The sequence below is a fragment of the Bacillus sp. V3B genome (assembly GCF_024494465.1).
GTDB lineage: Bacteria > Bacillota > Bacilli > Bacillales > Cytobacillaceae > Bacillus_BD.
Window position 1 is genome coordinate 741,180 of record NZ_JAETXM010000001.1, and the last position, 23,279, is coordinate 764,458.

Sequence of the window (23,279 nt, forward strand, 5' to 3'; positions counted from 1 at the left end):
TCATGCCGTATCATTTTAAGTTTGAAAAAATCATGATGCTAAAAGAACGGGAAAAAGACGAAGCGCTCTCCGTTTATAATGACTCAGTGAAACGATTTGAAGAGGCGGCAGAGAAATTATATGAAGCTTTGAAGAAAAAAGAAGATTTAGAAAGCTACCAATCAACTAAACTTGAAAATGGATTACCTGTTCAAGAAATTAGGCATCATCAGCGGTTTATTCTTAATCTACAGAAGACGATTGATCATTATCAACAAATGGTTCACAATTCGCGGACTCATATGCATTTTTATCAAGAAAAACTGATGGAGAAAAATATTGAAGTGAAAAAATATGAGAAAATGCAAGAAAAAGGAAAACTTGAATTCTTTGAGGGATTAAAGCAAATAGAAGCTAGGCAAATGGATGATATCTCAATTCAATATTATGTGCATCGGGGAAGTTAGGTGCTTATATGGAAAAGTTGATAGAAGAACAGAAAAGAAAACAATATAGTAAAACACAATGGTTTTTTGTTGTGATTGTGATCCCCTCGCTATTTGCCATAACCGTGGCGGTTCTCGTACTAACAGTTGCAGGGGTAAATGTATTTGAAAAGGTAAATGAGATTCGTGAGAAGGTTCCATTTATTCCTTCTGAAGAGGAAATAACGGAAAAGCAGGCTTTGGAGGAACTAGAAGGTAAGCTAACAGAACTGAAAGCAGAAGTGAAGGATCGCGAAACGACCATTGTTCAGTTGGAGACAGAGACCAAAGGAAAAACTCAGGAAATTGAAACGTTGAAACTTGAACAGGAACAATTGCAAAAGGAAATAGATAATTTAACACAGTCTCAACAATTAGAAGAGCAAGCTTTTAAAGGTATTGTGAACACATATGAAACGATGTCTGCTAAAAAAGTTGCTCCTATAATTACAGAAATGAATGATACTGAAGCAATGAAAATATTATCGAGTTTAAAACCAGGTACGCTAGCTGCTATTTTAGAAAAAATGACTGCAACAGATGCCGCTAAATACACAGGGTTATTATCGATTAACAGTGACATGGAAGTAAATGAATAAATAATAGTAATTTCTACATTAAATGGAAGGGAGGTGAAAAGGTGCAAGTTGCAGCACTAGGGTTTGTAAACTCTGTTTCTATGCCAAACAGTAGTATCCAGTCTAGGACTGGACAGGATAGTGAATTTGCTAACTTATTGTCTAGACTAGTTCAGTCGCAAAATTTGAGTCGTGATGTAGAGAAGATAGTAACCGAAACGGTTGATCAGCTTTCAAATGAAGAGCTCGCTGAACTTATTCAATTTTTGAACTTATCTGATCTTACCAATATAGAGATTGGGTCTACATTGTTGGATGGAATGTTATCAGATATAGAGACGGACAGGATTGATTTAGTTAAGGATGCTTTACAGTTAAGGGATGAAGATATCATCAAGGCTATTACAGATTTTCTAAAGGATGTAACTAGTGATACAGAAAAAGAGAATGCTAGTCGATCCAAAGAGGAACTTTCAATTGTAATAGAAGAGATCCCGGAAATGGACGGGAATGAGGCAATTATCGCACTTATTAATATTTTACCAAATATTAATATGGATCAGACGACCTTAAAGACAGATCAAAATTTTGCCTCTGTAGCAAAGTCATTAAAACTCTTTGAATTGCTTTCTGATTATAAAAAGCCGTCTATGGATCAACAGAAGATAGAGGAGTTTTTACAAAAAACAATCGAGAAACTTGAAGTTTCGCTCAAAGAGAATGTTTCAACAACGAGAAGTGAATTTTTAAAGCAAGTATTTACTCCAGTTGTAAAAGAATTAAATGAGCAAACATTTAAGAATTTACAGACCGATTCTAATATAAAGGCTAATCAATTTCTATCAGCGACTACGCAGTTAAACTTGTCTAAAAATGAAATAAATATGCAAGTGCTGCCTGCTACTCAAGCTATTAAGGAAGTAGAAAGTGAAGCAGCGAAGCAAGCAGTGCCTCCTCAAGCAGTCAAAGGAGTAGAGAGTGAAGTAGCAAAGCAAGCGATGCCTCCTCAAGCGATTAAGGGAGTAGAAAGTGAAGTAGCAAAACAGTCTTTAACAAGCCAACAGATAGTATCTCGTGAAAATGAAGTAAACAAGCAGGTAGTGACAAATAAGAAGACAAATTTTGTTTTAAATAATTTACATCCATTACAACTTACTAGTCAGCATACAGGTAAAAATACAAATAGTTCTATGAATCAAAATAATAGTTTTAATTTTTCAAATGGTGGATTCCTTCCGGTGCAACAGATGTCAAAAACCGAACAGTTAACTCTTTTGATAGATGGATCAGACAAGCAGGTATCAACCGAAAAGCTAATCCAACAATTTGAATCGATCCTTTCTAAAAGCCATTTGTTAAAGACAGGTGGAACGCAAAAACTTTTTTTAAAATTAAACCCAGAACATCTAGGTGCATTGAGAGTGGAACTAATTCAAAAAGAATCAGTGTTGGTCGCTAAAATTTTGACAAGCACTTTAACAGCTAAAGATCTATTAGAGTCGCAGCTCCAGAGCTTAAAAAATGCTTTTAGCTTACAAAATATTCAAGTAGAAAAAATTGATATTTTACAGCAGATGAGTGGGCAAGAACGTTTTATTAATAGAGATTCGCAACAACAGCAAGAACAAAAACAGCAAAGAGAACAAGAAGAACAAAAACAACAACATGATCCACAATTTGGCGTTTCTTTTGAAGAAGCCTTATTAAATGTTGAAGTATAAGAGGTGAAGGAAATGGCGAATTCGATTGATGCGTCTTTACTGTTATCAAATTATCAGCAAAGCCAGAAAAGAACGGCATCAAGCACATTAGGCAAAGATGAATTTTTGCAACTGCTAATGGCACAGTTACAAAATCAAGATCCATCTAACCCAATGGAGGATACAGAGTTTATTGCGCAAATGGCTCAGTTTTCTACATTAGAGCAAATGACTAATATGAATAGTACATTTGAAAAATTTATTGCTCAACAACAACAAAGCCAATTAATTTCTTACAATCAATTTGTTGGGAAAGAGATTGCTTGGCATAAACTCAATGAACTAGAAGATGGAACGACAGAAGTTTTAGACGGTGTTGGAAAAGTAGCAAGCATTCAATTTAAAGGTGAGAGTATTCTTTTTATCTTGGATGATGGAATAAAGTTAGAACCAGGTAACATTTCACAGGTGAATAATTTCATAAATGAATCGAATATGCTACAAGCAAGTATGATGATTGGCAAAATGGTTACGTACCTAAATGATCAAAACGAGGAAACCTCAGCCATCGTCAACTCAGTTTCATTTAGAAATGGACATACAGCATTCCAACTAGCTGATGAAGAAAATACAGCAATTTCTTCAACTCAAATTATGAAAATCGAATAAAAGGGGAGGTTTTAATGGGGCATCGTGTTTACCGACCACTCTATACACAACCGCTTATTCAGGGAGATTTAAAAAAAACGGTAAAAAAGGAACAAAATCAGCAGTCAAATTTTGCTAATGAACTTCAATCTGTACTAGAATCGGAGAGAAAAGGTTTAACCATCTCCAAGCATGCGCAAGCACGTTTAGAACAGAGAGGCATCGACATCAATGAAACTCAATGGAAACAGATTGGCGAAAAAGTAACGGAAGCAAAGAATCTGGGAGTGAAGGAATCACTTGTGTTATTAGATGATGTGGCTTTAATTGTTAGTGCAAAAAACAATACAGTGATTACCGCTATGAATCGAGCAGAAGCTACTGAACAAATTTTTACAAATATCAACGGTACGATATTAATGAACTAAAATAAATTGGCTGGACCTAAGTGGAAGCCTATTAGCTGCCGATCGACTGACGCAGCTTCATCTGAAAGGAGAAATATATAATGTTAAGGTCAATGTATTCAGGAGTTAGTGGGTTAAAAAACTTTCAAACGAAATTGGACGTAATAGGGAACAATATAGCAAATGTGAATACGTATGGATTTAAAAAAGGCCGTGTGACTTTTAAGGATACCATGAATCAAACGATTGGTGGGGCAACAGCACCATCAACTGCATTGGGTATGGGTGGTATAAATGCTAAGCAGGTTGGTTTAGGATCACAAGTAGCAACTATTGATACACTTCATGATGCAGGGAGTATTCAAACAACCAATCGTGTTCTTGATTTAGCGATTCAAGGAGATGGATACTTTCAAGTTCAAAAGGGTATAGAGACTTTGTACACGCGGGCGGGGAATTTTTACTTTGATAATAATGGAAGTTTAGTCACTGGATCTGGTGAATTTGTGACAGATTCCGATAATGCTGTAGTTGAAATAGAAAATATTGATGAAGTTGAAAATATTAGTATTGGTGTGGACGGGAAAATTTCCTATATTAGAAATGGGGTTTTAGAAAATTATCCTGGTGGAGCAATTGCTGTGGTTAGATTTGCAAATAGTGGTGGATTAGAAAAAGCAGGGGGTAACCTTTTTAAAGTGTCTCAAAGTTCGGGCGGACCATCTGAAGTTAAAGAGCCTGGTCAATCGGGTGCAGGAACCATTTTATCTGGTGCTCTTGAAATGTCAAACGTGGATCTTTCAGAAGAATTTACCGAAATGATTACTACACAACGAGCTTTCCAAGCAAACACTAAAATCATTACAACATCAGATGAAATCTTACAAGAGTTAGTGAATTTAAAACGTTAATTTAAGGGAGGTATAGGGTTAAAGGTTTCCCTTTAACCCTGAATTTAACAGTGATAAAAGTATCCCGTTTAAACGGAAAATCATTTATAATTAATGCGTTGTACATAGAGACTATTGAATCATTTCCGGATACAACCATTACGATGACGAATGGTAACAAATACGTCATCAAAGAAAAGGAAGAGAAAGTGTTGGAGTTGATTTTAGCATTTTATCAATCGGTTAATCTGCTCGGACAACGGTTAGGGGGGAATAATGATGAAGAATAATAAACTTATCATGACGATGCTCATCCTGCTTGTTGCCATCGCCCTTGTTGGAGTTGTGGCGATCGTGATGGTGTTAAATCACAATGGTCAGGACCCAAATAAGGAACCAACGATTGATGAGGTGATGGAAGCTACCGTAGATATACCTGAGATTACAACCAATCTGGCTAGCGATGATTTTATTCGTATCTCCTTCAAAATCCAGACTGACAGTAAAAAGGCTAAAGAAGAACTTGAAAAGAGAAGTTTTCAGATAAATAATATCATCATCTTGGAGCTTTCTGAGAAAACAGCGGAAACGATTAAAGGAAAAGAAGGCCAACAACAACTAGAGGAAGATTTAAAGGTCAAAACAAATGAGCTTATGCAAGATGGCAAGGTTGAGAAGGTTTATATCACCCAATTTCTCCTCCAATGAAAAAGACATCACTAGCAAAAAGATGAACAATAGGAGGTGGGGTTGATGTCTGGAGATGTTCTTTCTCAAAATGAAATAGATGCTTTATTATCAGCATTGTCAACAGGTGAAATGGATGCAGATGAATTAAAAAAAGAAGAAACTGAGAAACGAGTGAAAGTGTATGACTTTAAAAGAGCACTCCGCTTCTCAAAGGATCAAATCCGAAGTTTAACTCGTATCCATGAGAACTTTGCAAGGCTGATGACTACGTTCTTTTCCGCTCAATTAAGAACGTTTGTTCAAATCAGTGTCGCATCAGCAGATCAAATTCCTTACGAAGAATTTATTCGCTCCATACCCAAAAAGACTATTTTAAATATTTTTGAAGTTCCGCCATTAGAAGGTAGGATTATCATGGAAGTGAATCCGAATATTGCTTATGCAATGATGGACAGAATGATGGGTGGAAAAGGGACAAGTGTTAACAAAGTAGATAATTTAACGGAGATAGAAACCAAAATAATGTCTGCCATGTTTGAAAAGGCGTGTGATTATTTTAGGGAAGCATGGGAAACGATTGTGGAAATAGATCCTGTTTTGACAGAATTTGAAGTGAATCCACAATTTTTACAAATGGTATCTCCGAATGAAACGGTTGTGGTCATTTCATTAAATACGACGATTGCGGAAACAAGTGGAATGATTAATATATGTATTCCACATGTTGTTTTGGAACCGATTATTCCTAAATTGTCGATTCAATATTGGATGCAGAATGAGAAAAAAGCCGGGGAGCCTAAAGAAATTAAGAGACTTGAAGCAAGTATCCAACAGGCAGAGATTCCGATTTCTGCTGAGCTTGGCACATCAGTTATATCGATTCAAGACTTTTTAATGCTTGGTACTGGAGATGTAATTGAATTAAATCAATCAATTGACGACCCTCTTGTATTAAAAGTCGGAGATATTCCTAAATTTGTTGGACAGCCTGGGAAAATGAACAAAAAAATAGCCATTCAAGTATTAGATACATGGAAGGAGGGAGATGACGATCATGAGTAATGAAATGCTCTCACAAGATGAAATTGACGCTTTACTCAGTGGAGGCGACGTATCAGATGTCGTGCCTGATGTGAATTTAGAAGAACATTTGTCTGTAGTGGAAAAAGATGCATTAGGAGAAATTGGGAATATTTCATTTGGAAGTTCAGCTACCGCATTGTCTACTTTATTAAATCAAAAGGTGGATATTACAACACCAGAAGTAACCGTAATATTGCAAAGTAAATTAGCGGATGAATTCCCTCATCCTTACGTGGCTATTCAAGTAAGTTATACAGAAGGATTCTCTGGCAGCAACTTATTAGTGATTAAACAAACAGATGCTAGCATTATTGCGGATTTAATGTTAGGTGGGGACGGCAAAAACCCTGATGCTTTAATGGGAGAAATCCAAATGAGTGCCGTTCAAGAAGCTATGAATCAAATGATGGGTTCTGCAGCAACATCTATGTCAACTATTTTTAGTAAAAGGGTAGATATTTCACCTCCTTCGATTGATATATTAAATGTTTCTCAAGGTGAAGGAACGGATCGAATACCAGAAGATGATCTATTTGTAAAAATATCATTTCGATTAAAAATTGGTGACTTAGTTGACTCAAATATCATGCAGTTGTTGCCGCTAAACTTTGCGAAAAGTTTAGTGAATGACTTATTAAACCCTACAGCTGGGACAAATGAAGAAGTAAATGAGTCTGTGAACACAGCTTCAACTTTGCAGCAAATGCCAAATTTAAATGGACACCAAGAGCAATATGAATCTATTGGACAACAGAATAGTTCTATGTATATGAATCAGGCTCCCCAGGGGTCAAGACATTTGGAACAGCAGGAACAACCATATCTTCAGGAGTCATATCCAGTAAATAACCAAATGCCAACACATTCGGAAAATCAACATACTGGTCCGCAGCATTTTGGTTCAACTCATCCTTTAGGTGCACACCCCAACGTGCAGCCAGCTATGTTTTCGAATTTTGAACCGTATCATCTTCAAGAGTCAGAGGCAAAAAACTTAGATATGTTACTTGATATTCCATTGCAAGTAACGGTGGAATTAGGAAGAACGAAAAGATCTGTAAAAGAAATTTTAGAATTGTCTCCTGGGTCGATTATTGAGCTTGATAAATTAGCGGGTGAACCTGTCGATATTCATATAAATAATCGATTAATTGCAAAAGGGGAAGTAGTTGTTATTGATGAGAACTTCGGTGTACGAGTGACGGATATTATTAGTCAATCGGACCGACTTAGAAAACTTAAATAAGGTTGAACAGATGAATAGATTTCTATTCATCATTGCTAATATATGAAAAAAGATAATGGTGGGGGTTGAAGATTTATGGCTCATAGAATTTTAATAGTGGATGATGCTGCATTTATGCGAATGATGATCAAAGATATTTTAACGAAAAACGGATATGAAGTAGTAGGGGAAGCAGCAGATGGTCAACAGGCCATAGAAAAATATAAAGAATGTCAGCCAGACCTTGTGACGATGGATATTACAATGCCTGAAATGGATGGAATTACAGCTCTAAAAGAGATTAGAAAGATGAATCCAAATTCAAAAGTAATCATGTGTTCGGCAATGGGTCAACAGGCCATGGTCATTGATGCTATTCAAGCAGGTGCAAGAGATTTTATTGTTAAACCATTCCAAGCTGATCGCGTATTGGAAGCCATTTCGAAAACGCTCAGCTAAAGACTTATTTTTAGAAGGTGCAGGATGTTGCAAAAAAAACAATTCTGTTTCATAGGATTATTATTCATGTTTGCTCTGCTAGGTTTTCAAACACAAACCTTTGCAGAGCAAGTAAATAAAAGTGTCAAAGATTGTTTGGAACAACCGGATGCTTGTGGAGAACAACAAACATCTAAACCAGAAGAACGACCGACCGAAGGATTAGAGAAAAATCCAGAAATAGAAACAGCTTCAAATACGGTTGGTTTAACCTTATGGGACTTTATTAAAATGATCGTAGCGACTATTTTTGTTGTAGCGTTACTTTACTCTATTTTGAAATTTATCAATAAAAAAAGTAGTTTATATAAACGCTCGCAGTTAATTGAAAATTTAGGTGGCACGACTCTTGGTGGTAATCGTTCTGTACAAATCATTAAAGTAGGACAGCGATTATTGGTCGTTGGAGTTGGTGAAAATATTCAACTGTTAAAGGAAATAGATGAAGATCAGGAGTACGAGCATCTTATTTCCGCTTATAACAATAAAATGGATCAACTTGTTCAGCCAAGCGATATTGTGACAAAGGTGATGAAGAAAGTGAAGGGGAATACAGATCTAAAAAGTGAAGAGACCCCTCCTACATTTCAATCATTGCTTAGTAAGCAATTAAATGAGCTGTCACTAGGGAGAAAGAAGCTTTATGATGAGATGGAGAAAGAAAAAGGTTCGGATAAGCAATGAATGAATTTATGGAGTTTTTTAATACCAGTTCACCAGAAGATGTAGCTACTTCCGTAAAACTTGTTCTATTATTGACGGTTCTTTCTCTGGCACCCAGTATTCTTATTTTAATGACTTGCTTTACACGAATAATGATTGTACTATCCTTTGTTAGAACGGCGCTGGCTACCCAGCAAATGCCACCCAATCAAGTTTTGATTGGATTATCATTATTTATGACTTTTTTTATTATGGCTCCAACGTTTCAAGAGGTAAATAATGAAGCACTTACACCGTTATTTAACAATGAAATTAATTTAGAAGAAGCTTATGAAAATGCTGTTGTACCATTTAAAGAGTTTATGAGTGCACATACAAGACAGAAGGATTTGGCGTTGTTTTTAGAATATGGGAAAATAGACCAACCTGAATCGATTCAAGATATTCCGTTAACAGCACTTGTCCCTGCATTTGCTATTAGTGAGCTTAAAACGGCTTTTCAAATTGGGTTTATGATCTTCATTCCATTTTTAGTTATTGATATGGTGGTTGCTAGTGTACTTATGTCAATGGGGATGATGATGCTACCTCCAGTTATGATTTCTTTGCCTTTTAAGATATTATTATTTGTACTTGTAGATGGTTGGTATTTAGTGGTTAAATCTCTTCTACAAAGTTTTTAAGTAGGTGAAAAAGGATGACTCAAGAAACAGTCATTGCAATAGCAAAAGAAGGTATATGGACAGTAGTCATGATTTGTGGCCCGCTTCTTGTACTAGCGCTTGTTGTCGGCTTGATTGTTAGTATCTTTCAAGCAACCACACAAATTCAGGAACAAACATTAGCATTCATTCCGAAAATCCTTGCGGTCTTACTAGGAATTGTGTTTTTTGGACCATGGATGCTTAGCCATATGCTTTCCTATACAAATAATATATTTTCTAATTTAACAAGGTTTATAGGTTAGTATGGTGGATTTTATTGAGACATTTCCTGCTTTCTTACTTGTTTTTGTAAGGGTAACAGCCTTTTTCTTATTGATGCCTCTCTTTTCTTATCGGACAATTCCAACAAGATTTAAAGTAGGTTTTGGCTTTTTTTTATCCTTACTCATTTTTTTTTCTATGGAGGCACCTATATTTGAGATAAATGGCTCTTATTACTTACTCATTATAAAGGAATTGTTAGTTGGACTTTTAATTGGTTTTATTGCCTATTTAATCATGTCAGCTATTCAAATAGCAGGGGGATTTATCGATTTTCAAATGGGGTTCGGTATGGTGAATGTGATGGATCCTCAAACCGGTGCACAAAGCCCAATAATGGGACAGTATTTATATATTATAGGATTATTTTTTCTTTTGACTGTTAATGGACACCACCTAATGTTAGATGGTATTTATTATAGTTATCAATTTATTCCGTTAGATCAAGCATGGCTACCCCTCGGGTCTGAAAAAGTCGCTGAATATGTTATTCGTTCCTTTAGTACGATGTTTATGATTGCCTTGCAAATGTCATTACCTATTGTTGGAAGTTTGTTTGTTGTTGATGCTGCACTAGGTATTGCGGCGAGAACATTTCCTCAATTGAATATTTTTGTTGTAGGTATTCCTGTGAAGATCGCTGTGAGCTTTTTGATATTAATTGTGGTGATGGGCTCCATGATGATGGTTGTATCCCATTTGTTTGAGCTAATGCTTAAGACGATGAAAGGGCTTATGACTTTGTTTGGGGGTCTATAAACATGAAATTAGTTACAGTAGATTTGCAATACTTTGCTGGCGAAAAGACTGAAAAGGCAACACCCAAGAAACGAAATGACTCTCGAAAAAAGGGTCAGGTAGCTAAAAGTCAAGATATAAATGTGGCGATTGGATTATTAGCTGTATTGTTTTTCTTTTCAATCGTAGGCTCTTATTTATTAAAAATAGTACTCTCGATCTTTGAACATTCATTTCAGACATATATGTTGATGGATTTAACCGAAGAAAATACATTCATTATTTTAATTGAACTTATTCTACAAGTAGCGAAGTTTATGGTTCCAATCATGTCTGTTGCACTTGTTGCTGGTGTGATCGCTAATTATCTACAAATCGGTTTCTTATTTTCAACTGAAGCTATAAAATTTAAATTAGAAAAAATAGATCCGATTAAAGGATTTAAACGGATCTTTTCACTGCGTGCTGTTGTTGAGTTTTTTAAATCAATTTTAAAAATTAGTATTGTGGGTGTTATTACCTTTCTAGTCATTTGGAGTAGGATAGATGAAATTCTTATTTTATCACAAAAAACGATTGGTGCTGCTCTAGCCACATTAGGTAGCTTGACGGTGCAAATGGGATTGTATGCTGGTGGGGCATTGCTCTTTTTGGCGTTGCTTGATTATCTTTACCAAAAATACGATTTCGAAAAAAATATCCGTATGTCAAAGCAAGATATCAAAGATGAATATAAAAATTCTGAAGGCGACCCGCTTATTAAATCAAAAATTAAGCAAAAGCAGCGTGAAATGGCTATGAGTCGAATGATGCAGGAAGTTCCGAATGCGGATGTGATTATTACAAATCCAACGCATTACGCTATTGCATTGAAATATGACGAAAACAAGTTCGATGCACCATATGTGGTGGCTAAGGGTGTTGATTTTGTGGCTCAAAAAATTAAATTAGTCGCAAAAGAGAACGATGTTATCATGATTGAAAATCGGCCTTTAGCAAGGGCAATCTATAGTCAATCAGATATTGGTGATGCCATTCCAGAAGAATTTTTTAAAGCGGTTGCTGAAATATTAGCTTATGTGTATCGAACGAAAAAAAAGGTCTAGTAAAAAACAGGAGGCGCTTACGCTTTTCTAAATTAGGGGGGGAATAAAGTGAAAGCAAGAGATTTAGTTGTAATAATTAGTGTCATAATGATTGTTGCAATGCTTATTATTCCTCTTCCAACATGGCTGTTAAGTATATTATTGATCGTAAATATTTCTTTAGCTTTGTTAGTATTATTAACGTCTATGAATATGACGGAACCACTCCAGTTTTCGGTGTTTCCTTCTTTATTGCTTCTTTTAACTTTGTTTCGTTTAGGACTAAATATTTCTACGACACGTGCTATTCTGACTCATGGAGATGCAGGTGGTGTAGTGGAGACATTTGGTTCGTTTGTTGTAGGTGGGAATATAATCGTTGGTATGGTCGTTTTCTTGATTTTGGTTATCATTAATTTCATTGTTATTACAAAAGGGTCTGAACGTGTATCTGAGGTGGCAGCAAGATTTACACTTGATGCAATGCCAGGAAAACAAATGAGTATTGATGCTGACTTGAATGCGGGGATGATATCGGAACAACAGGCAAGAGAAAGACGTGAAAAAATTAGTGGAGAAGCAGATTTTTATGGATCAATGGATGGGGCAAGTAAATTTGTAAAAGGTGATTCCATTGCAGGAATTATTATCGTTTTAATTAACTTGATTTTTGGTATTGTCATAGGTATGTTGCAACTAGATATGAGTTTCGCTGATGCAGCAGGCCATTTTACATTATTAACCGTTGGTGACGGCATTGTCAGTCAAGTGCCGGCATTGTTAATTTCAACTGCAACAGGAATTGTTGTAACGAGGGCAACCTCTGATGGAAATTTAGGACAAGATATTACTGCTCAATTACTCAGTTTTCCTAAAATGTTTTACGTAACGGGTGGTACGATTCTTTTCTTAGGATTGTTTACGCCAATTAGTAATATGTTAACAGTCCCGATCGCAGGCTTACTAATATTGGGAGGCTATCGCTTTTCAAATATTCCTGAGCCTGAGAAAGAACAGTCTCAGGAAATAGGAGAAGAAATTGAATCGGATGAAATGAAAAGCCCAGATAGTGTTGTAAGCCTGTTAAATATGGATCCAATTGAATTCGAATTTGGTTATGGACTAATTCCACTTGTTGATACAAATCAAGGTGGAGATTTATTAGACCGAATTGTCATGATTAGAAGGCAACTGGCCATTGAACTGGGTTTAGTCATTCCCGTTGTACGGATTAGGGATAATATTCAATTGCAACCAAATGAATATCGATTAAAGATAAAAGGAAATGAAATGGCACACGGTGAGTTGTTATTGGATCACTATTTAGCTATGAGCCCAGGTACAGATGATGATGCTATTATGGGAATTGATACAATAGAACCTTCTTTTGGATTGCCAGCAAAATGGATCACAGAAGATACAAAAGAAGAGGCAGAAATCTTAGGTTATACGGTTGTTGATCCACCCTCTGTTGTGTCGACACATATAACAGAAGTCATTAAAACAAATGCGTATGACTTACTAGGAAGACAAGAAACGAAGCAATTAATAGATCACTTAAAAGAAAATTACCCAATTTTGGTTGAAGAAGTAACGCCAAATCCACTTTCTATTGGAGAAGTTCAAAAAGTATTGGCTAAACTATTAAAAGAAAATATTTCGATCAGGAATTTACCTATTATATTTGAAACGTTAGCTGATTATGGAAAAGTTACTTCTGATATGGATCTTTTAACGGAATATGTGAGACAAGCGCTCGCACGTCAAATAACGAATCAATTTTCACAAGTAAATGATTCATTAAAGGTTGTGACGCTTTCGGGTAAAATTGAGAAAATGATAGCAGATGGGATACAGCAAACCGAACATGGAAATTATTTAGCGATTGATCCAACTATTTCACAACGGATATTAGAATCAATTGCAACACAAGTGGAACAATTATCATTAATGGAGCAAACTCCAATCGTTCTTTGCTCACCGGCCGTGAGAATGTATGTCCGTCAATTAACAGAGCGTTATTTCCCTCAAATACCGATATTGTCATATAACGAACTCGAAACCAATATCGAAGTTCAAAGTGTTGGGGTGGTGAATATTGATTGAAGGTAAAAAAATATCGAGCTTCATCTATGCCTGAAGCGATGAAGCTCATTCGCAATGAACTAGGCAATGATGCAATCATTCTTAATTCGAAAGTGATACAAATAGGTGGTTTTCTTGGCTTTTTTAAAAAAAGAAATATTGAAGTGATTGCGGCACTGGATGTGAAACCTGCTAAACCGACTAAACCTCTTATAGAGGAAAAACAAAAGCATGTCGATATTCCTTTTTCTAATATGGATTCGCGAATTGAAAAAATAGTCGATAAAGAAGATGAAGTGGTCACAGATCAATGGAAAAAAGAATTATCTGAATTAAAGTCATTACTCCAAAATGTAAAATTCGAAGGTCATAACGATGGAATTCCATTGCCAACCCCCATACAACAATTGAAACAACTGCTAACTAAACAGGAAATCAACCAAGAGATCATTGAAAAAGTTGTAAACATGGCAGTAGAGCGGTGGTATTTGAACGGAGGAAATAAGTCTGAAGAAGAAGTAATACAGTGGGCACAAGAGTATTTAATGAAGCAAATTTCTCCTTTGCCCTTTGGAGGAATTTCTTTTACTAAAAAATATATTAATGTGGTTGGACCAACAGGTGTCGGAAAAACAACGACATTAGCTAAAATTGCAGCTGAATGCATTTTGAAATATAAAAAAAGAGTAGCCTTTATTACAACAGATACCTACCGGATTGCAGCCATTGAACAGTTAAAAACGTATGCTAATATTTTAAATGTTCCTCTTGAAGTTTGCTATAACTTAAATGACTTTCAACAAGCAACCATACAATTTGAAAGCTATGATATGGTGTTTATTGACACCGCGGGCAGGAATTTCCGAAATCAAAAATATGTAGAAGATCTAAAAACTATTATTGACTATAATCAAGATATGGAAACCTTTCTTGTTCTTTCATTAACGTCAAAGCAAATTGATATGGAAGATATTCTTGAGCAATTCTCGTTAATCTCGATTGATAAAATCATTTTTACAAAAGCAGATGAAACATCCACTTATGGAGCCATGTTTAATGTAATCCATGCTGAGCAAACGGCTGCAGCATACATAACAAATGGACAAAATGTTCCAGATGATTTGGTTGAGGCAACTCCTGAAAATGTTGTAAATCGCATAATAGGAGTGGACTAAATGGAAGATCAAGCAGAGGGTTTACGGATGAAATTAAAGCAGCAAGAATCTAGTATGGTAACAAAAACCATTGCCGTTGTAAGTGGGAAAGGCGGAGTTGGAAAATCAAATATTTCTTTGAATTTTGCCATTTCACTAAAGAAAAAAGGACATTCAGTTTTATTGTTTGATATGGATATAGGAATGGGTAATATTGATATTTTAATGGGGAATTCATCCACCTATTCGATTGCTGATTTTTTTACAAACACCGTACCACTTAGAGACATGATAACGGAAGTCCCAGGAGGTATTCACTATATTGCTGGTGGAACGGGGTTGTCGCAGCTTACAAAAATATCTCGGGAAGCGTTTCATTATTTTTCTAATCAATTTTCAACACTACTTCTTGAATATGAATATGTAATTCTTGATATGGGTGCGGGGATAAATGAAAGTTCATTAAGGTTTATTTTAGCGGTAGATGAGATCATTGTTGTTACTACACCTGAACCGACTTCGATAACGGATGCGTATGCAGCAATGAAATATATTACACTGGAAAATAAGATGATTCCTTTTTATATCGTTGTGAATCGTGCACACTCAGAAAAAGAAGGGGTTGCCACGTTTAATCGAATTTCGAAAGTATTAACACATTTTCTTGAAAAAAATGCTATCTTCCTGGGTGCTCTGCCGGATGACCAGATCATTTCTCAGGCAGTTAGAAAACAAATTCCTTTTATACAATTAAATGAAAAAGCACCAGCTTCTAAGGCATTAAGCGATATGACAGAAAAGTATTGTCAGGGGCAATTTGATCAACCAGCTAACCTAGACAAGGAAAATTTTGTAGCGAAGCTTAAGAGATTTCTTTTCGAAAGGTAGTGTATTATGTGAATAAAGGAATAATAAACCCTTTAAAAGGAAAAAAGACTACTAACCTTTATGAAAAATATAGTAATATAGAACTAAACAACCTAGACAAGTCCACGAATTGGAATCATCTAACGAATCAAATTATTTTAATGGGAACTTCAACAGGTGGACCCGGTGCGCTTCAAACCGTTTTGACGAAATTACCAGAAAGTATTAGAGCCCCAATTGTTATTGTGCAGCATATGCCACCGGGTTTTACAAAATCTTTGGCAAACCGCTTAAATTCTTTGTCGGAAATTACAGTTAAAGAAGCAGTGGATGGGGAAATTTTACAAAATGGTACTGCTTATATTGCACCAGGTGGTTATCATTTAAAAATGAGGCCGTTTAGTACAAAAGTCTTTGTGCAGTTAGATAAGACAAATAAAGAGTGTATTCACTGTCCATCAGTTGATTTGTTATTTGAATCTGCTACCAGTCTTAAAGAGTATGGAAAGATTGTAGTTGTAATGACAGGTATGGGATCTGATGGATCAAGAGGACTTATTACACTGAAAAATAGTGATCAAGTCAAAGCGATAGCACAATCAAAAGAGTCATGTATTGTATATGGAATGCCAAAAGCAGCGATAGCAACAAATCTTATTGATGATATTGAAAATGTCGAAAATATAGCGGAAACGATTTTGAAATATCTTTGATTCTGAGGGGTGTGAGTCAAGTGGAACTGAATCAATACTTAGAAGTTTTTATTGAAGAAAGCAAAGAGCATTTGCAATCGTGTAACGACCATTTGCTAGAATTAGAGAAAAGTCCAAATGATATGACTATTATTAATGAAATTTTTCGATCTGCCCATACGTTAAAAGGAATGTCTGCGACAATGGGATATGATGATTTAGCAAAATTAACTCATCAAATGGAAAATGTTTTAGACGGCATTAGAAACCAAACCATTTCTGTTTCACCTGAATTATTAGACGTTGTATTTTTAGCGGTGGATGATTTAGAAGCGATGGTAGAATCGATTGCTAGTGGTGGAGATGGAAAAAGAGATGTTTCAAAAGTAGTTGATATGCTAAAAATGATTGAAAAAGGAAATAAACCTAATGTAGCAAATGCGCAAAAAGAAGTTGCTGCAGCGGCTGCTGAGCCAAAAACAGAGAAACAAGTGGTCTATGATGAATTTGAACGGACGGTTATTGAACAATCCAATGAACAGGGCTTTCATACATATGAAATTGCCATTTCGTTGCGAAGTGATTGTTTATTGAAAGCAGCCAGAGTGTACATGGTTTTTGAAGTTTTAGAGAAAATAGGGGAAGTTATTAAATCAACTCCACCTATTGAACAATTGGAAGAAGAACAATTTGACCAAGCATTTATGGTTACGTTGATTTCAAATGAAGAGTCTTCAGATATTGAAAAGAAAGTGATGAAGGTTTCTGAAATAGAAAGAGTAGAAGTTTCATCCATTTCAATCGATGACTTCAATATGGAATCGCAATCAGATTTGCAAGAATCGAAAAAAGTCGAACTAGAGTCATCAGAAAATAAAGTGGTCTTAGTAGATAAAACAGCACCAACTAAACAAAAACAAAATGAACACAATCAAAATCAGGCGACGGGTAAAGCAGCCAGCAAGACAATCCGGGTTAATATTGAACGGCTTGATATTCTTTTGAATTTATTTGAAGAGTTAGTGATTGATAGAGGGCGACTTGAACAAATTTCCTCTGAACTAAACAATCAGGAATTGCAAGAAACGGTTGACCGAATGTCTAGAATTACTGGAGATTTGCAAAATATTATTTTGAATATGCGTATGGTTCCAATTGAAACGGTGTTTAATCGATTTCCACGTATGGTACGCCAACTTGCACGTGATTTAGAAAAGAAAGTCAACCTTGAAATTATTGGTGCTGAGACAGAACTAGATCGAACCGTTATTGATGAAATTGGTGATCCTTTAGTCCATTTAATTCGTAATTCATTAGATCATGGGATTGAAATGCCTGAAATTCGGAAGGCAAATGGTAAAAGTGAAGAAGGAACAGTTGTTTTAAAAGCATACCATAGTGGAAACCATGTCTTTATTGAAATTGAAGATGACGGTGCAGGTATTAGCCGTGACAGAGTGTTGAAAAAAGCGTTGGAAAGTGGAGTTGTCACTGAACAAATAGCTTCTACATTATCAGATAAACAGGTATATGAATTAATCTTTGCATCAGGATTTTCAACCGCGGCCCAAATTTCAAATGTATCTGGTCGTGGCGTTGGTTTAGATGTTGTAAAAAATACGATTGAAAACCTTGGTGGAGATGTATCGGTTGATTCAATTGAAGGGAAAGGATCTCTTTTCTCGATTCAATTACCATTAACATTATCCATTATTTCAGTTATGCTTGTGGAAATTCAAAAGGAAAAATATGCTGTTCCACTTTCATCTATTATTGAGACAGCGATTATAAAAAAAGAAGATATATTGAACGCTCATAATCAAAAAGTAATCGATTTCCGTGGGAAAATTGTTCCATTGTTATTTCTAAAAGATTTGTTTGAGGTACCTGTTTATGAAGAAGAAAATGAATTCCTTTCTGTTGTAATTGTTCGTAAAGGTGAAAAAATGGCTGCACTTGTGGTTGATGCATTTGTTGGTCAGCAAGAAGTAGTATTGAAATCATTTGGTAATTATTTACCTAATGTTTTTGCCATTCCAGGAGCAACCATTCTTGGAGACGGTCAAGTTGCCTTGATTGTCGATTGTAACGCATTACTTAAATAAACGTTTAGATTCTAGTAAAAATCATTTATTTGACTTAGTTCAAATTTCCGATAAATAAAAGAGGTGTGTCGTATGTCTGAAACAGTCGCCACTGATATTAAATTAATTGTTTTTCAATTGAATGGAAAAGAATATGGGATATCCGTCCATTATGTACATGGGATTGAAAAGGTACAACATATAACGAGAGTTCCAGGAACAGCTCCATTTGTTAAGGGTGTGATTAATCTTCGTGGTGTTGTAACTCCTATTATTGATCTGCGGAAGCGCTTTGGCATAGAGGCGTGTGAATATACCGAAGCTACACGTGTTATCATTGTTGTTCTTGATGATATCGAAGTAGGACTAGTTGTAGATGCTGCAAATGATGTCATTGATATTACGGAAGATTCTATTGAACCCGCTCCTGAAATGGTAGGAGTTGAAGAAGATGAATACGTAAAGGGTGTCGTTAAAGTAGATAATAGACTTTTGATATTAATTGATCTTGCCATGATTCTTGATCGTAAACAAATAAAAGTAGAAGGTTCGGAAGGTTAATTAGATGAGTTATATTGATAAAATTTCCACGTCTCACCTTGATGTTTTAAAAGAGATTGGTAATATTGGTGCGGGAAATGCAGCAACCTCCCTTTCTATGATTCTAGATAAAAAGATTGAAATGAAAGTTCCAAATGTACGTATGGCAACTTTTAATGAAATGATTGAATTGGCCGGTGGTGCGGAAAATATAGTTGCTAGCGTTTATTTACGTGTTGAAGGTGATGCTCTTTGTCATATGTTTTTTGTTCTTCCTTTAGAACAAGGAAATACGTATATTCAACAAATGATAGGAGATAGCAATTTTTCTTTTGAAACATTACCCTATGATGAAATGGCTACCTCTGCTTTACAAGAATTAGGGAATATTCTTGCAGGCTCTTATTTGTCATCATTATGTGATTTTACCGGATTGACTTTATATCAGTCGGTTCCTGCTACTAGTATTGATATGCTAGGTGCTATTATTAGCTATGGGTTTATTGAATTGTCACAATTCAGTGACTACGTGATTGTCATTGATACGGCGTTAAATGAAACAAATACTGAAGCTGTTGAATCTGTAGATGGTCATTTCTTTCTTTTACCAGATCCGGAATCCTTTGATATTATTTTCCACTCATTAGGGGTTGCATTAGATGAATGATGTTCGTCAAATTGTTAAAGTCGGTATAGCCGATATGAATATTGTAAAAGAACCAAATTTGATTCGAACATCGGGTTTAGGCTCTTGTGTAGGAGTCATTTTGTATGATCCATTACAAAAAATTGCTGGGTTAGCACACGTCATGCTTCCAGATTCGTCACTAGCTAAAAGTGGTTCACTTAATATAGCTAAATATGCCGATACAGCTATTAAAGAACTTGCTTCATGTCTTGTTAAGCAAGGGGCAAGAAAAGCTGCTTTAAAAGCAAAAATAGCTGGCGGGGCGCAGATGTTTCAGTTTTCAACTGGAAATGAAATGATGCGAATCGGACCGAGAAATATTGAAGCAGTGAAGAAACAACTATCAGCATTACATATCATAATTGTTGGGGAGGATGTTGGTGGGAATAATGGAAGAACGATTGAGTTTGATCCCAAAACATGTATTTTACAAATTAGAACGGTTAACAAAGGGGTAACTTATTTGTAAGTTGGTTTATTCATGTTTTTATCCCGTCTCAACGGGCAGTATTCTTCCTACCTCAAGACTTCGAGAAAATAGAGAAAGGACTGTTGGGGATCAACTGTCCATAAAGATCCGATAGATAAGTGTGATAAGAGTTTTCTTGGGGCTGTAAGCCCTTAGAAAAGCCAATCAGGCGCTGCTTGACTAATCATTAGTGGGGGATGAGGAAAACCCTACTAATGGAAGTCTTCTTTATATTCACCTTACAAGATTTAAACCTTTCCTTTCTCAACGAATGAGAGAGGTTTTTTGGAAAAACATAAGTACAAGAGTTATGCGTTTTAGGAGGGTCTACATGGTACATGTTACAACAGAGGATGAACAGCTATATTGGGACAAATGGGTAGCCTCTCGTGATGAAGAAGCGGGAAATATTTTAATCAAAAAGTATTTACCTCTTGTTAGCTATCATGTACAGCGGATTTCTGTTTCTCTCCCCAAAAATGTTTCAAAAGATGATCTCAATAGTCTGGGAATGATCGGTTTATTTGATGCATTGGAAAAGTTTGATCCAAAAAGAGATTTAAAATTTGATACTTATGCATCCTTCCGAGTTCGAGGTGCTATATTAGATGGGTTAAGAAAAGAGGACTGGTTGCCCAGGAGTACAAGGGAAAAAGCGAAGAAAATGGATGCTGTGATTGAAAAGCTAGAACAGAAATATTTACGTCAGGCGACAGAAGATGAAATCGCTCATGAATTAAACATTTCTGTTGAAGATGTCTATACGATAATGAATGAACAATTCTTTGCTAATGTACTTTCGATTGATGAACAACCTGTTGAAACAGATGACAAAGTAGGTCAATCTTTTGTAATCAAGGATGAAAGAGGAGAGCTGCCAGAGGAAAAAACATTAAAAAACGAAGTAATTGAAGAAATGTCATTCATTATATCAAAGCTGAACGAAAAGGAACAGCTTGTCATTAGTCTATTTTATCATGAAGAATTGACGCTAACTGAAATCGGACAAATCATGGGCCTATCGACATCAAGAATATCGCAAATACATTCAAAGTGTATTTATAAGCTTAAACAATCTTTAGAAAAACAGATGTAATTTCTTAAGGGAAGCGCGTGTAAATGAGCTTTAAGTCAATTGAAATGCAAGTTGCTATTCCAAGAACTCTTGATGTGGGAAAATTGCAGGAACAACTGCAACAACGTGGGCAAAATATGAGTGATCAAGCAAATGAGGCTATTAAGAAGGATGTAGAACAGAAGAGACAACATGTTATAAAAAGTAAAAATTCAGCTAAGGCTAAGCTTCTTAAGGATGGACAAAAGAATGATCATGAAAAAAACAAAAGAAATTGTAAACGTGAAATGAAAGAAGAAGAGCAGAATGAACAACATCCTTATAAAGGGACCATTATTGATTACAGTGGATAGAGGGATTGTATGACCACTATTATTATTATTATTAGTATCATGTTAAATATTATCGCCCTTATGGCTATTGTTATCTTATTTTTACGACAAAATAAACTGCTCAAATTTGAAGTGGATCAAAGGAAGTCGATGACAGAAACAGAAGGATTAATGTCATCCTATTTACTTGAAATGAAGGATGAAAATGAACGTTTTATTGAGCGTGTAAAAAGAATAAACGAAGAAAAAAGTGAGTTAGAAGATTCTTCAGTCCAGGTAGTACAAAATCAAAAAGAGCAAGAGTTATTAGTAGAGAAAAAAGACAATCAAGGGGATTTTTCTTCTCATCTAGGCAAGGCGGTTAGTTTTCAAGCTGTAAAAGCTTATCAAAAACACAAAAAAGAGCAAGTGGAACGTAATATATCGAATGAAACGAAGGTAAAAGCAACTGAGAAAGTAGAAGAACCTCCTCCAAAAAGTGAGCAAAAAGATGTTCACAACACCAATGGAGTAATCCAAGAATCATTATCTGACCAAATTATGAATATGAAACAACAAGGACTATCTGAGGAAGAAATAGCAAAGAAGTTGAATAAAGGGAAGACAGAAATTGCATTGCTCCTCAAATTTCGAGAAAATCAGTAAGAATAACTTGAATGTCATGGATACATATGTTATATTATAAAACGGTGTTAATACACACGTTTACGGATCTATATAAATGGTGCTGTTTTTGACAGTTTTTATTTAGAAATGAAGTGAGCGGAGGAAAACAAAACCATTAGGAGGAAATATCATGTCAGTTATTTCGATGAAGCAATTACTTGAAGCTGGTGTACATTTTGGACACCAAACACGCCGTTGGAACCCAAAAATGAAAAAATACATTTTCACAGAGCGTAACGGTATCTACATTATCGACCTTCAAAAAACAGTAAAAAAGGTTGAAGAGGCATATAGATACGTGAAGGATCTTGCTGCTAACGGCGGTACAGTACTATTTGTTGGTACAAAAAAACAAGCTCAAGATTCTGTTAAAGATGAAGCAATTCGTTCAGGTATGTACTATGTTAACCAACGTTGGTTAGGTGGAACATTAACAAACTTTGAAACCATTCAAAAGCGTATTACTCGTTTAAAAGATATCGAGAGAATGGCTGAAGATGGTACGTTTGATGTACTTCCTAAAAAAGAAGTAGTTCAATTGAAAAAACAACAAGAGCGTCTCGAAAAGTTCTTAGGCGGAATTAAAGATATGAAACAGCTTCCTGATGCTCTATTCATTATCGATCCTCGCAAAGAGCGTATCGCTGTTGCGGAAGCACATAAATTAAACATTCCAATCGTGGGTATGGTTGATACAAACTGTGATCCAGATGAAATTGATGTTGTAATCCCTGCAAACGATGATGCTATTCGTGCTGTGAAATTATTAACAGGTAAAATGGCAGATGCTATTTTAGAAGCGAAACAAGGGGAAGAAATTGAAGTTGTCGAAACAAACGCTTAATAATAAATAACTAATAAGCTTATTTATTATTTAAAGAATATGCTAGGCAAAACAGGGAAAGGTGATATGAGGGAAGCCCCCTTTATCACCTTTTTTTCAGAAAAAGTAAAAAATGAAGAATGATATAC

Annotated in this window: 28 protein-coding genes; all 28 read left to right on the top strand. The window is 35.6% G+C overall.

What is annotated here, in order from left to right:
- Positions 1–2 precede the first annotated feature (2 nt).
- Entirely contained in the window at positions 3–446 is a 444-nt protein-coding gene (gene fliJ, locus JMM81_RS03755) for a flagellar export protein FliJ (RefSeq protein ID WP_256240151.1), read from the top strand.
- Positions 447–454: 8 nt separating this feature from the next.
- Entirely contained in the window at positions 455–1,063 is a 609-nt protein-coding gene (locus JMM81_RS03760) for a MotE family protein (RefSeq protein ID WP_256240152.1), read from the top strand.
- Between the two features lie 41 nt (positions 1,064–1,104).
- A complete protein-coding gene (locus JMM81_RS03765) occupies positions 1,105–2,763 on the top strand; it encodes a flagellar hook-length control protein FliK (RefSeq protein WP_256240153.1) in 1,659 nt (552 codons plus the stop codon).
- 12 nt (positions 2,764–2,775) lie between these two features.
- Positions 2,776–3,411 carry a flagellar hook assembly protein FlgD gene (flgD, locus tag JMM81_RS03770; protein WP_256240154.1) on the top strand — a complete coding sequence of 212 codons (636 nt, stop codon included), beginning with the start codon at positions 2,776–2,778 and terminating at the stop codon, positions 3,409–3,411.
- Between the two features lie 14 nt (positions 3,412–3,425).
- The gene (locus JMM81_RS03775) at positions 3,426–3,818 is read left to right on the top strand and encodes a TIGR02530 family flagellar biosynthesis protein (protein WP_256240155.1); all 393 of its coding nucleotides are present in this window, start codon (positions 3,426–3,428) and stop codon (positions 3,816–3,818) included.
- Between the two features lie 80 nt (positions 3,819–3,898).
- Entirely contained in the window at positions 3,899–4,708 is an 810-nt protein-coding gene (gene flgG, locus JMM81_RS03780) for a flagellar basal body rod protein FlgG (protein ID WP_256240156.1), read from the top strand.
- A gap of 50 nt (positions 4,709–4,758) precedes the next feature.
- Positions 4,759–4,977: a flagellar FlbD family protein gene (locus JMM81_RS03785; RefSeq protein ID WP_256240157.1), complete on the top strand. Its 219-nt coding sequence runs from the start codon at positions 4,759–4,761 to the stop codon at positions 4,975–4,977.
- Entirely contained in the window at positions 4,967–5,395 is a 429-nt protein-coding gene (fliL, locus tag JMM81_RS03790; protein WP_256240322.1) for a flagellar basal body-associated protein FliL, read from the top strand. Before JMM81_RS03785 ends, fliL begins: the two co-directional genes overlap by 11 nt.
- A gap of 45 nt (positions 5,396–5,440) precedes the next feature.
- Positions 5,441–6,439, top strand: coding sequence for a flagellar motor switch protein FliM (fliM, locus tag JMM81_RS03795; protein ID WP_256240158.1), 999 nt, complete (start codon positions 5,441–5,443; stop codon positions 6,437–6,439).
- Positions 6,429–7,706 carry a flagellar motor switch phosphatase FliY gene (gene fliY, locus JMM81_RS03800; protein WP_256240323.1) on the top strand — a complete coding sequence of 426 codons (1,278 nt, stop codon included), beginning with the start codon at positions 6,429–6,431 and terminating at the stop codon, positions 7,704–7,706. The genes fliM and fliY overlap by 11 nt, the downstream gene beginning before the upstream one ends.
- 75 nt (positions 7,707–7,781) lie before the next feature.
- Positions 7,782–8,144, top strand: a complete 363-nt coding sequence (locus JMM81_RS03805) for a response regulator (RefSeq protein WP_256240159.1) — start codon at positions 7,782–7,784, stop codon at positions 8,142–8,144.
- A 24-nt stretch (positions 8,145–8,168) separates the two neighbouring features.
- A complete protein-coding gene (locus JMM81_RS03810; RefSeq protein ID WP_256240160.1) occupies positions 8,169–8,867 on the top strand; it encodes a flagellar biosynthetic protein FliO in 699 nt (232 codons plus the stop codon).
- Positions 8,864–9,529: a flagellar type III secretion system pore protein FliP gene (gene fliP / locus JMM81_RS03815; protein WP_256240161.1), complete on the top strand. Its 666-nt coding sequence runs from the start codon at positions 8,864–8,866 to the stop codon at positions 9,527–9,529. The genes JMM81_RS03810 and fliP overlap by 4 nt, the downstream gene beginning before the upstream one ends.
- 14 nt (positions 9,530–9,543) lie before the next feature.
- Positions 9,544–9,813 (top strand): flagellar biosynthesis protein FliQ, encoded by a 270-nt coding sequence (fliQ, locus tag JMM81_RS03820; RefSeq protein WP_256240162.1) that lies wholly within the window; start codon positions 9,544–9,546, stop codon positions 9,811–9,813.
- 1 nt (position 9,814) lies between these two features.
- Positions 9,815–10,591 carry a flagellar biosynthetic protein FliR gene (fliR, locus tag JMM81_RS03825; protein ID WP_256240163.1) on the top strand — a complete coding sequence of 259 codons (777 nt, stop codon included), beginning with the start codon at positions 9,815–9,817 and terminating at the stop codon, positions 10,589–10,591.
- Positions 10,592–10,593: 2 nt separating this feature from the next.
- Positions 10,594–11,676, top strand: a complete 1,083-nt coding sequence (gene flhB, locus JMM81_RS03830; RefSeq protein WP_256240164.1) for a flagellar biosynthesis protein FlhB — start codon at positions 10,594–10,596, stop codon at positions 11,674–11,676.
- Positions 11,677–11,724: 48 nt separating this feature from the next.
- Complete coding sequence (gene flhA, locus JMM81_RS03835; RefSeq protein WP_256240165.1) at positions 11,725–13,761, top strand: flagellar biosynthesis protein FlhA; 2,037 nt, start codon at positions 11,725–11,727, stop codon at positions 13,759–13,761.
- Positions 13,758–14,915 carry a flagellar biosynthesis GTPase FlhF gene (flhF, locus tag JMM81_RS03840; protein ID WP_256240166.1) on the top strand — a complete coding sequence of 386 codons (1,158 nt, stop codon included), beginning with the start codon at positions 13,758–13,760 and terminating at the stop codon, positions 14,913–14,915. Before flhA ends, flhF begins: the two co-directional genes overlap by 4 nt.
- Positions 14,916–15,782 carry a MinD/ParA family protein gene (locus JMM81_RS03845; RefSeq protein ID WP_256240168.1) on the top strand — a complete coding sequence of 289 codons (867 nt, stop codon included), beginning with the start codon at positions 14,916–14,918 and terminating at the stop codon, positions 15,780–15,782.
- 8 nt (positions 15,783–15,790) lie between these two features.
- Entirely contained in the window at positions 15,791–16,474 is a 684-nt protein-coding gene (locus JMM81_RS03850; protein ID WP_309143469.1) for a CheB methylesterase domain-containing protein, read from the top strand.
- A gap of 20 nt (positions 16,475–16,494) precedes the next feature.
- Positions 16,495–18,558, top strand: a complete 2,064-nt coding sequence (locus tag JMM81_RS03855) for a chemotaxis protein CheW (protein ID WP_256240169.1) — start codon at positions 16,495–16,497, stop codon at positions 18,556–18,558.
- A gap of 72 nt (positions 18,559–18,630) precedes the next feature.
- Positions 18,631–19,098 carry a chemotaxis protein CheW gene (locus JMM81_RS03860; protein ID WP_256240170.1) on the top strand — a complete coding sequence of 156 codons (468 nt, stop codon included), beginning with the start codon at positions 18,631–18,633 and terminating at the stop codon, positions 19,096–19,098.
- Positions 19,099–19,102: 4 nt separating this feature from the next.
- Positions 19,103–19,744 (top strand): chemotaxis protein CheC, encoded by a 642-nt coding sequence (locus tag JMM81_RS03865; RefSeq protein WP_256240171.1) that lies wholly within the window; start codon positions 19,103–19,105, stop codon positions 19,742–19,744.
- Positions 19,737–20,234: a chemotaxis protein CheD gene (locus JMM81_RS03870; protein ID WP_256240172.1), complete on the top strand. Its 498-nt coding sequence runs from the start codon at positions 19,737–19,739 to the stop codon at positions 20,232–20,234. The genes JMM81_RS03865 and JMM81_RS03870 overlap by 8 nt, the downstream gene beginning before the upstream one ends.
- A gap of 331 nt (positions 20,235–20,565) precedes the next feature.
- A complete protein-coding gene (locus JMM81_RS03875; RefSeq protein ID WP_256240173.1) occupies positions 20,566–21,330 on the top strand; it encodes a FliA/WhiG family RNA polymerase sigma factor in 765 nt (254 codons plus the stop codon).
- Positions 21,331–21,353: 23 nt separating this feature from the next.
- Entirely contained in the window at positions 21,354–21,662 is a 309-nt protein-coding gene (locus JMM81_RS03880) for a hypothetical protein (RefSeq protein WP_256240174.1), read from the top strand.
- Positions 21,663–21,671: 9 nt separating this feature from the next.
- Entirely contained in the window at positions 21,672–22,286 is a 615-nt protein-coding gene (locus JMM81_RS03885) for a DUF6115 domain-containing protein (RefSeq protein WP_256240175.1), read from the top strand.
- A gap of 151 nt (positions 22,287–22,437) precedes the next feature.
- Positions 22,438–23,151, top strand: coding sequence for a 30S ribosomal protein S2 (rpsB, locus tag JMM81_RS03890; RefSeq protein ID WP_256240176.1), 714 nt, complete (start codon positions 22,438–22,440; stop codon positions 23,149–23,151).
- Positions 23,152–23,279 lie beyond the last annotated feature (128 nt).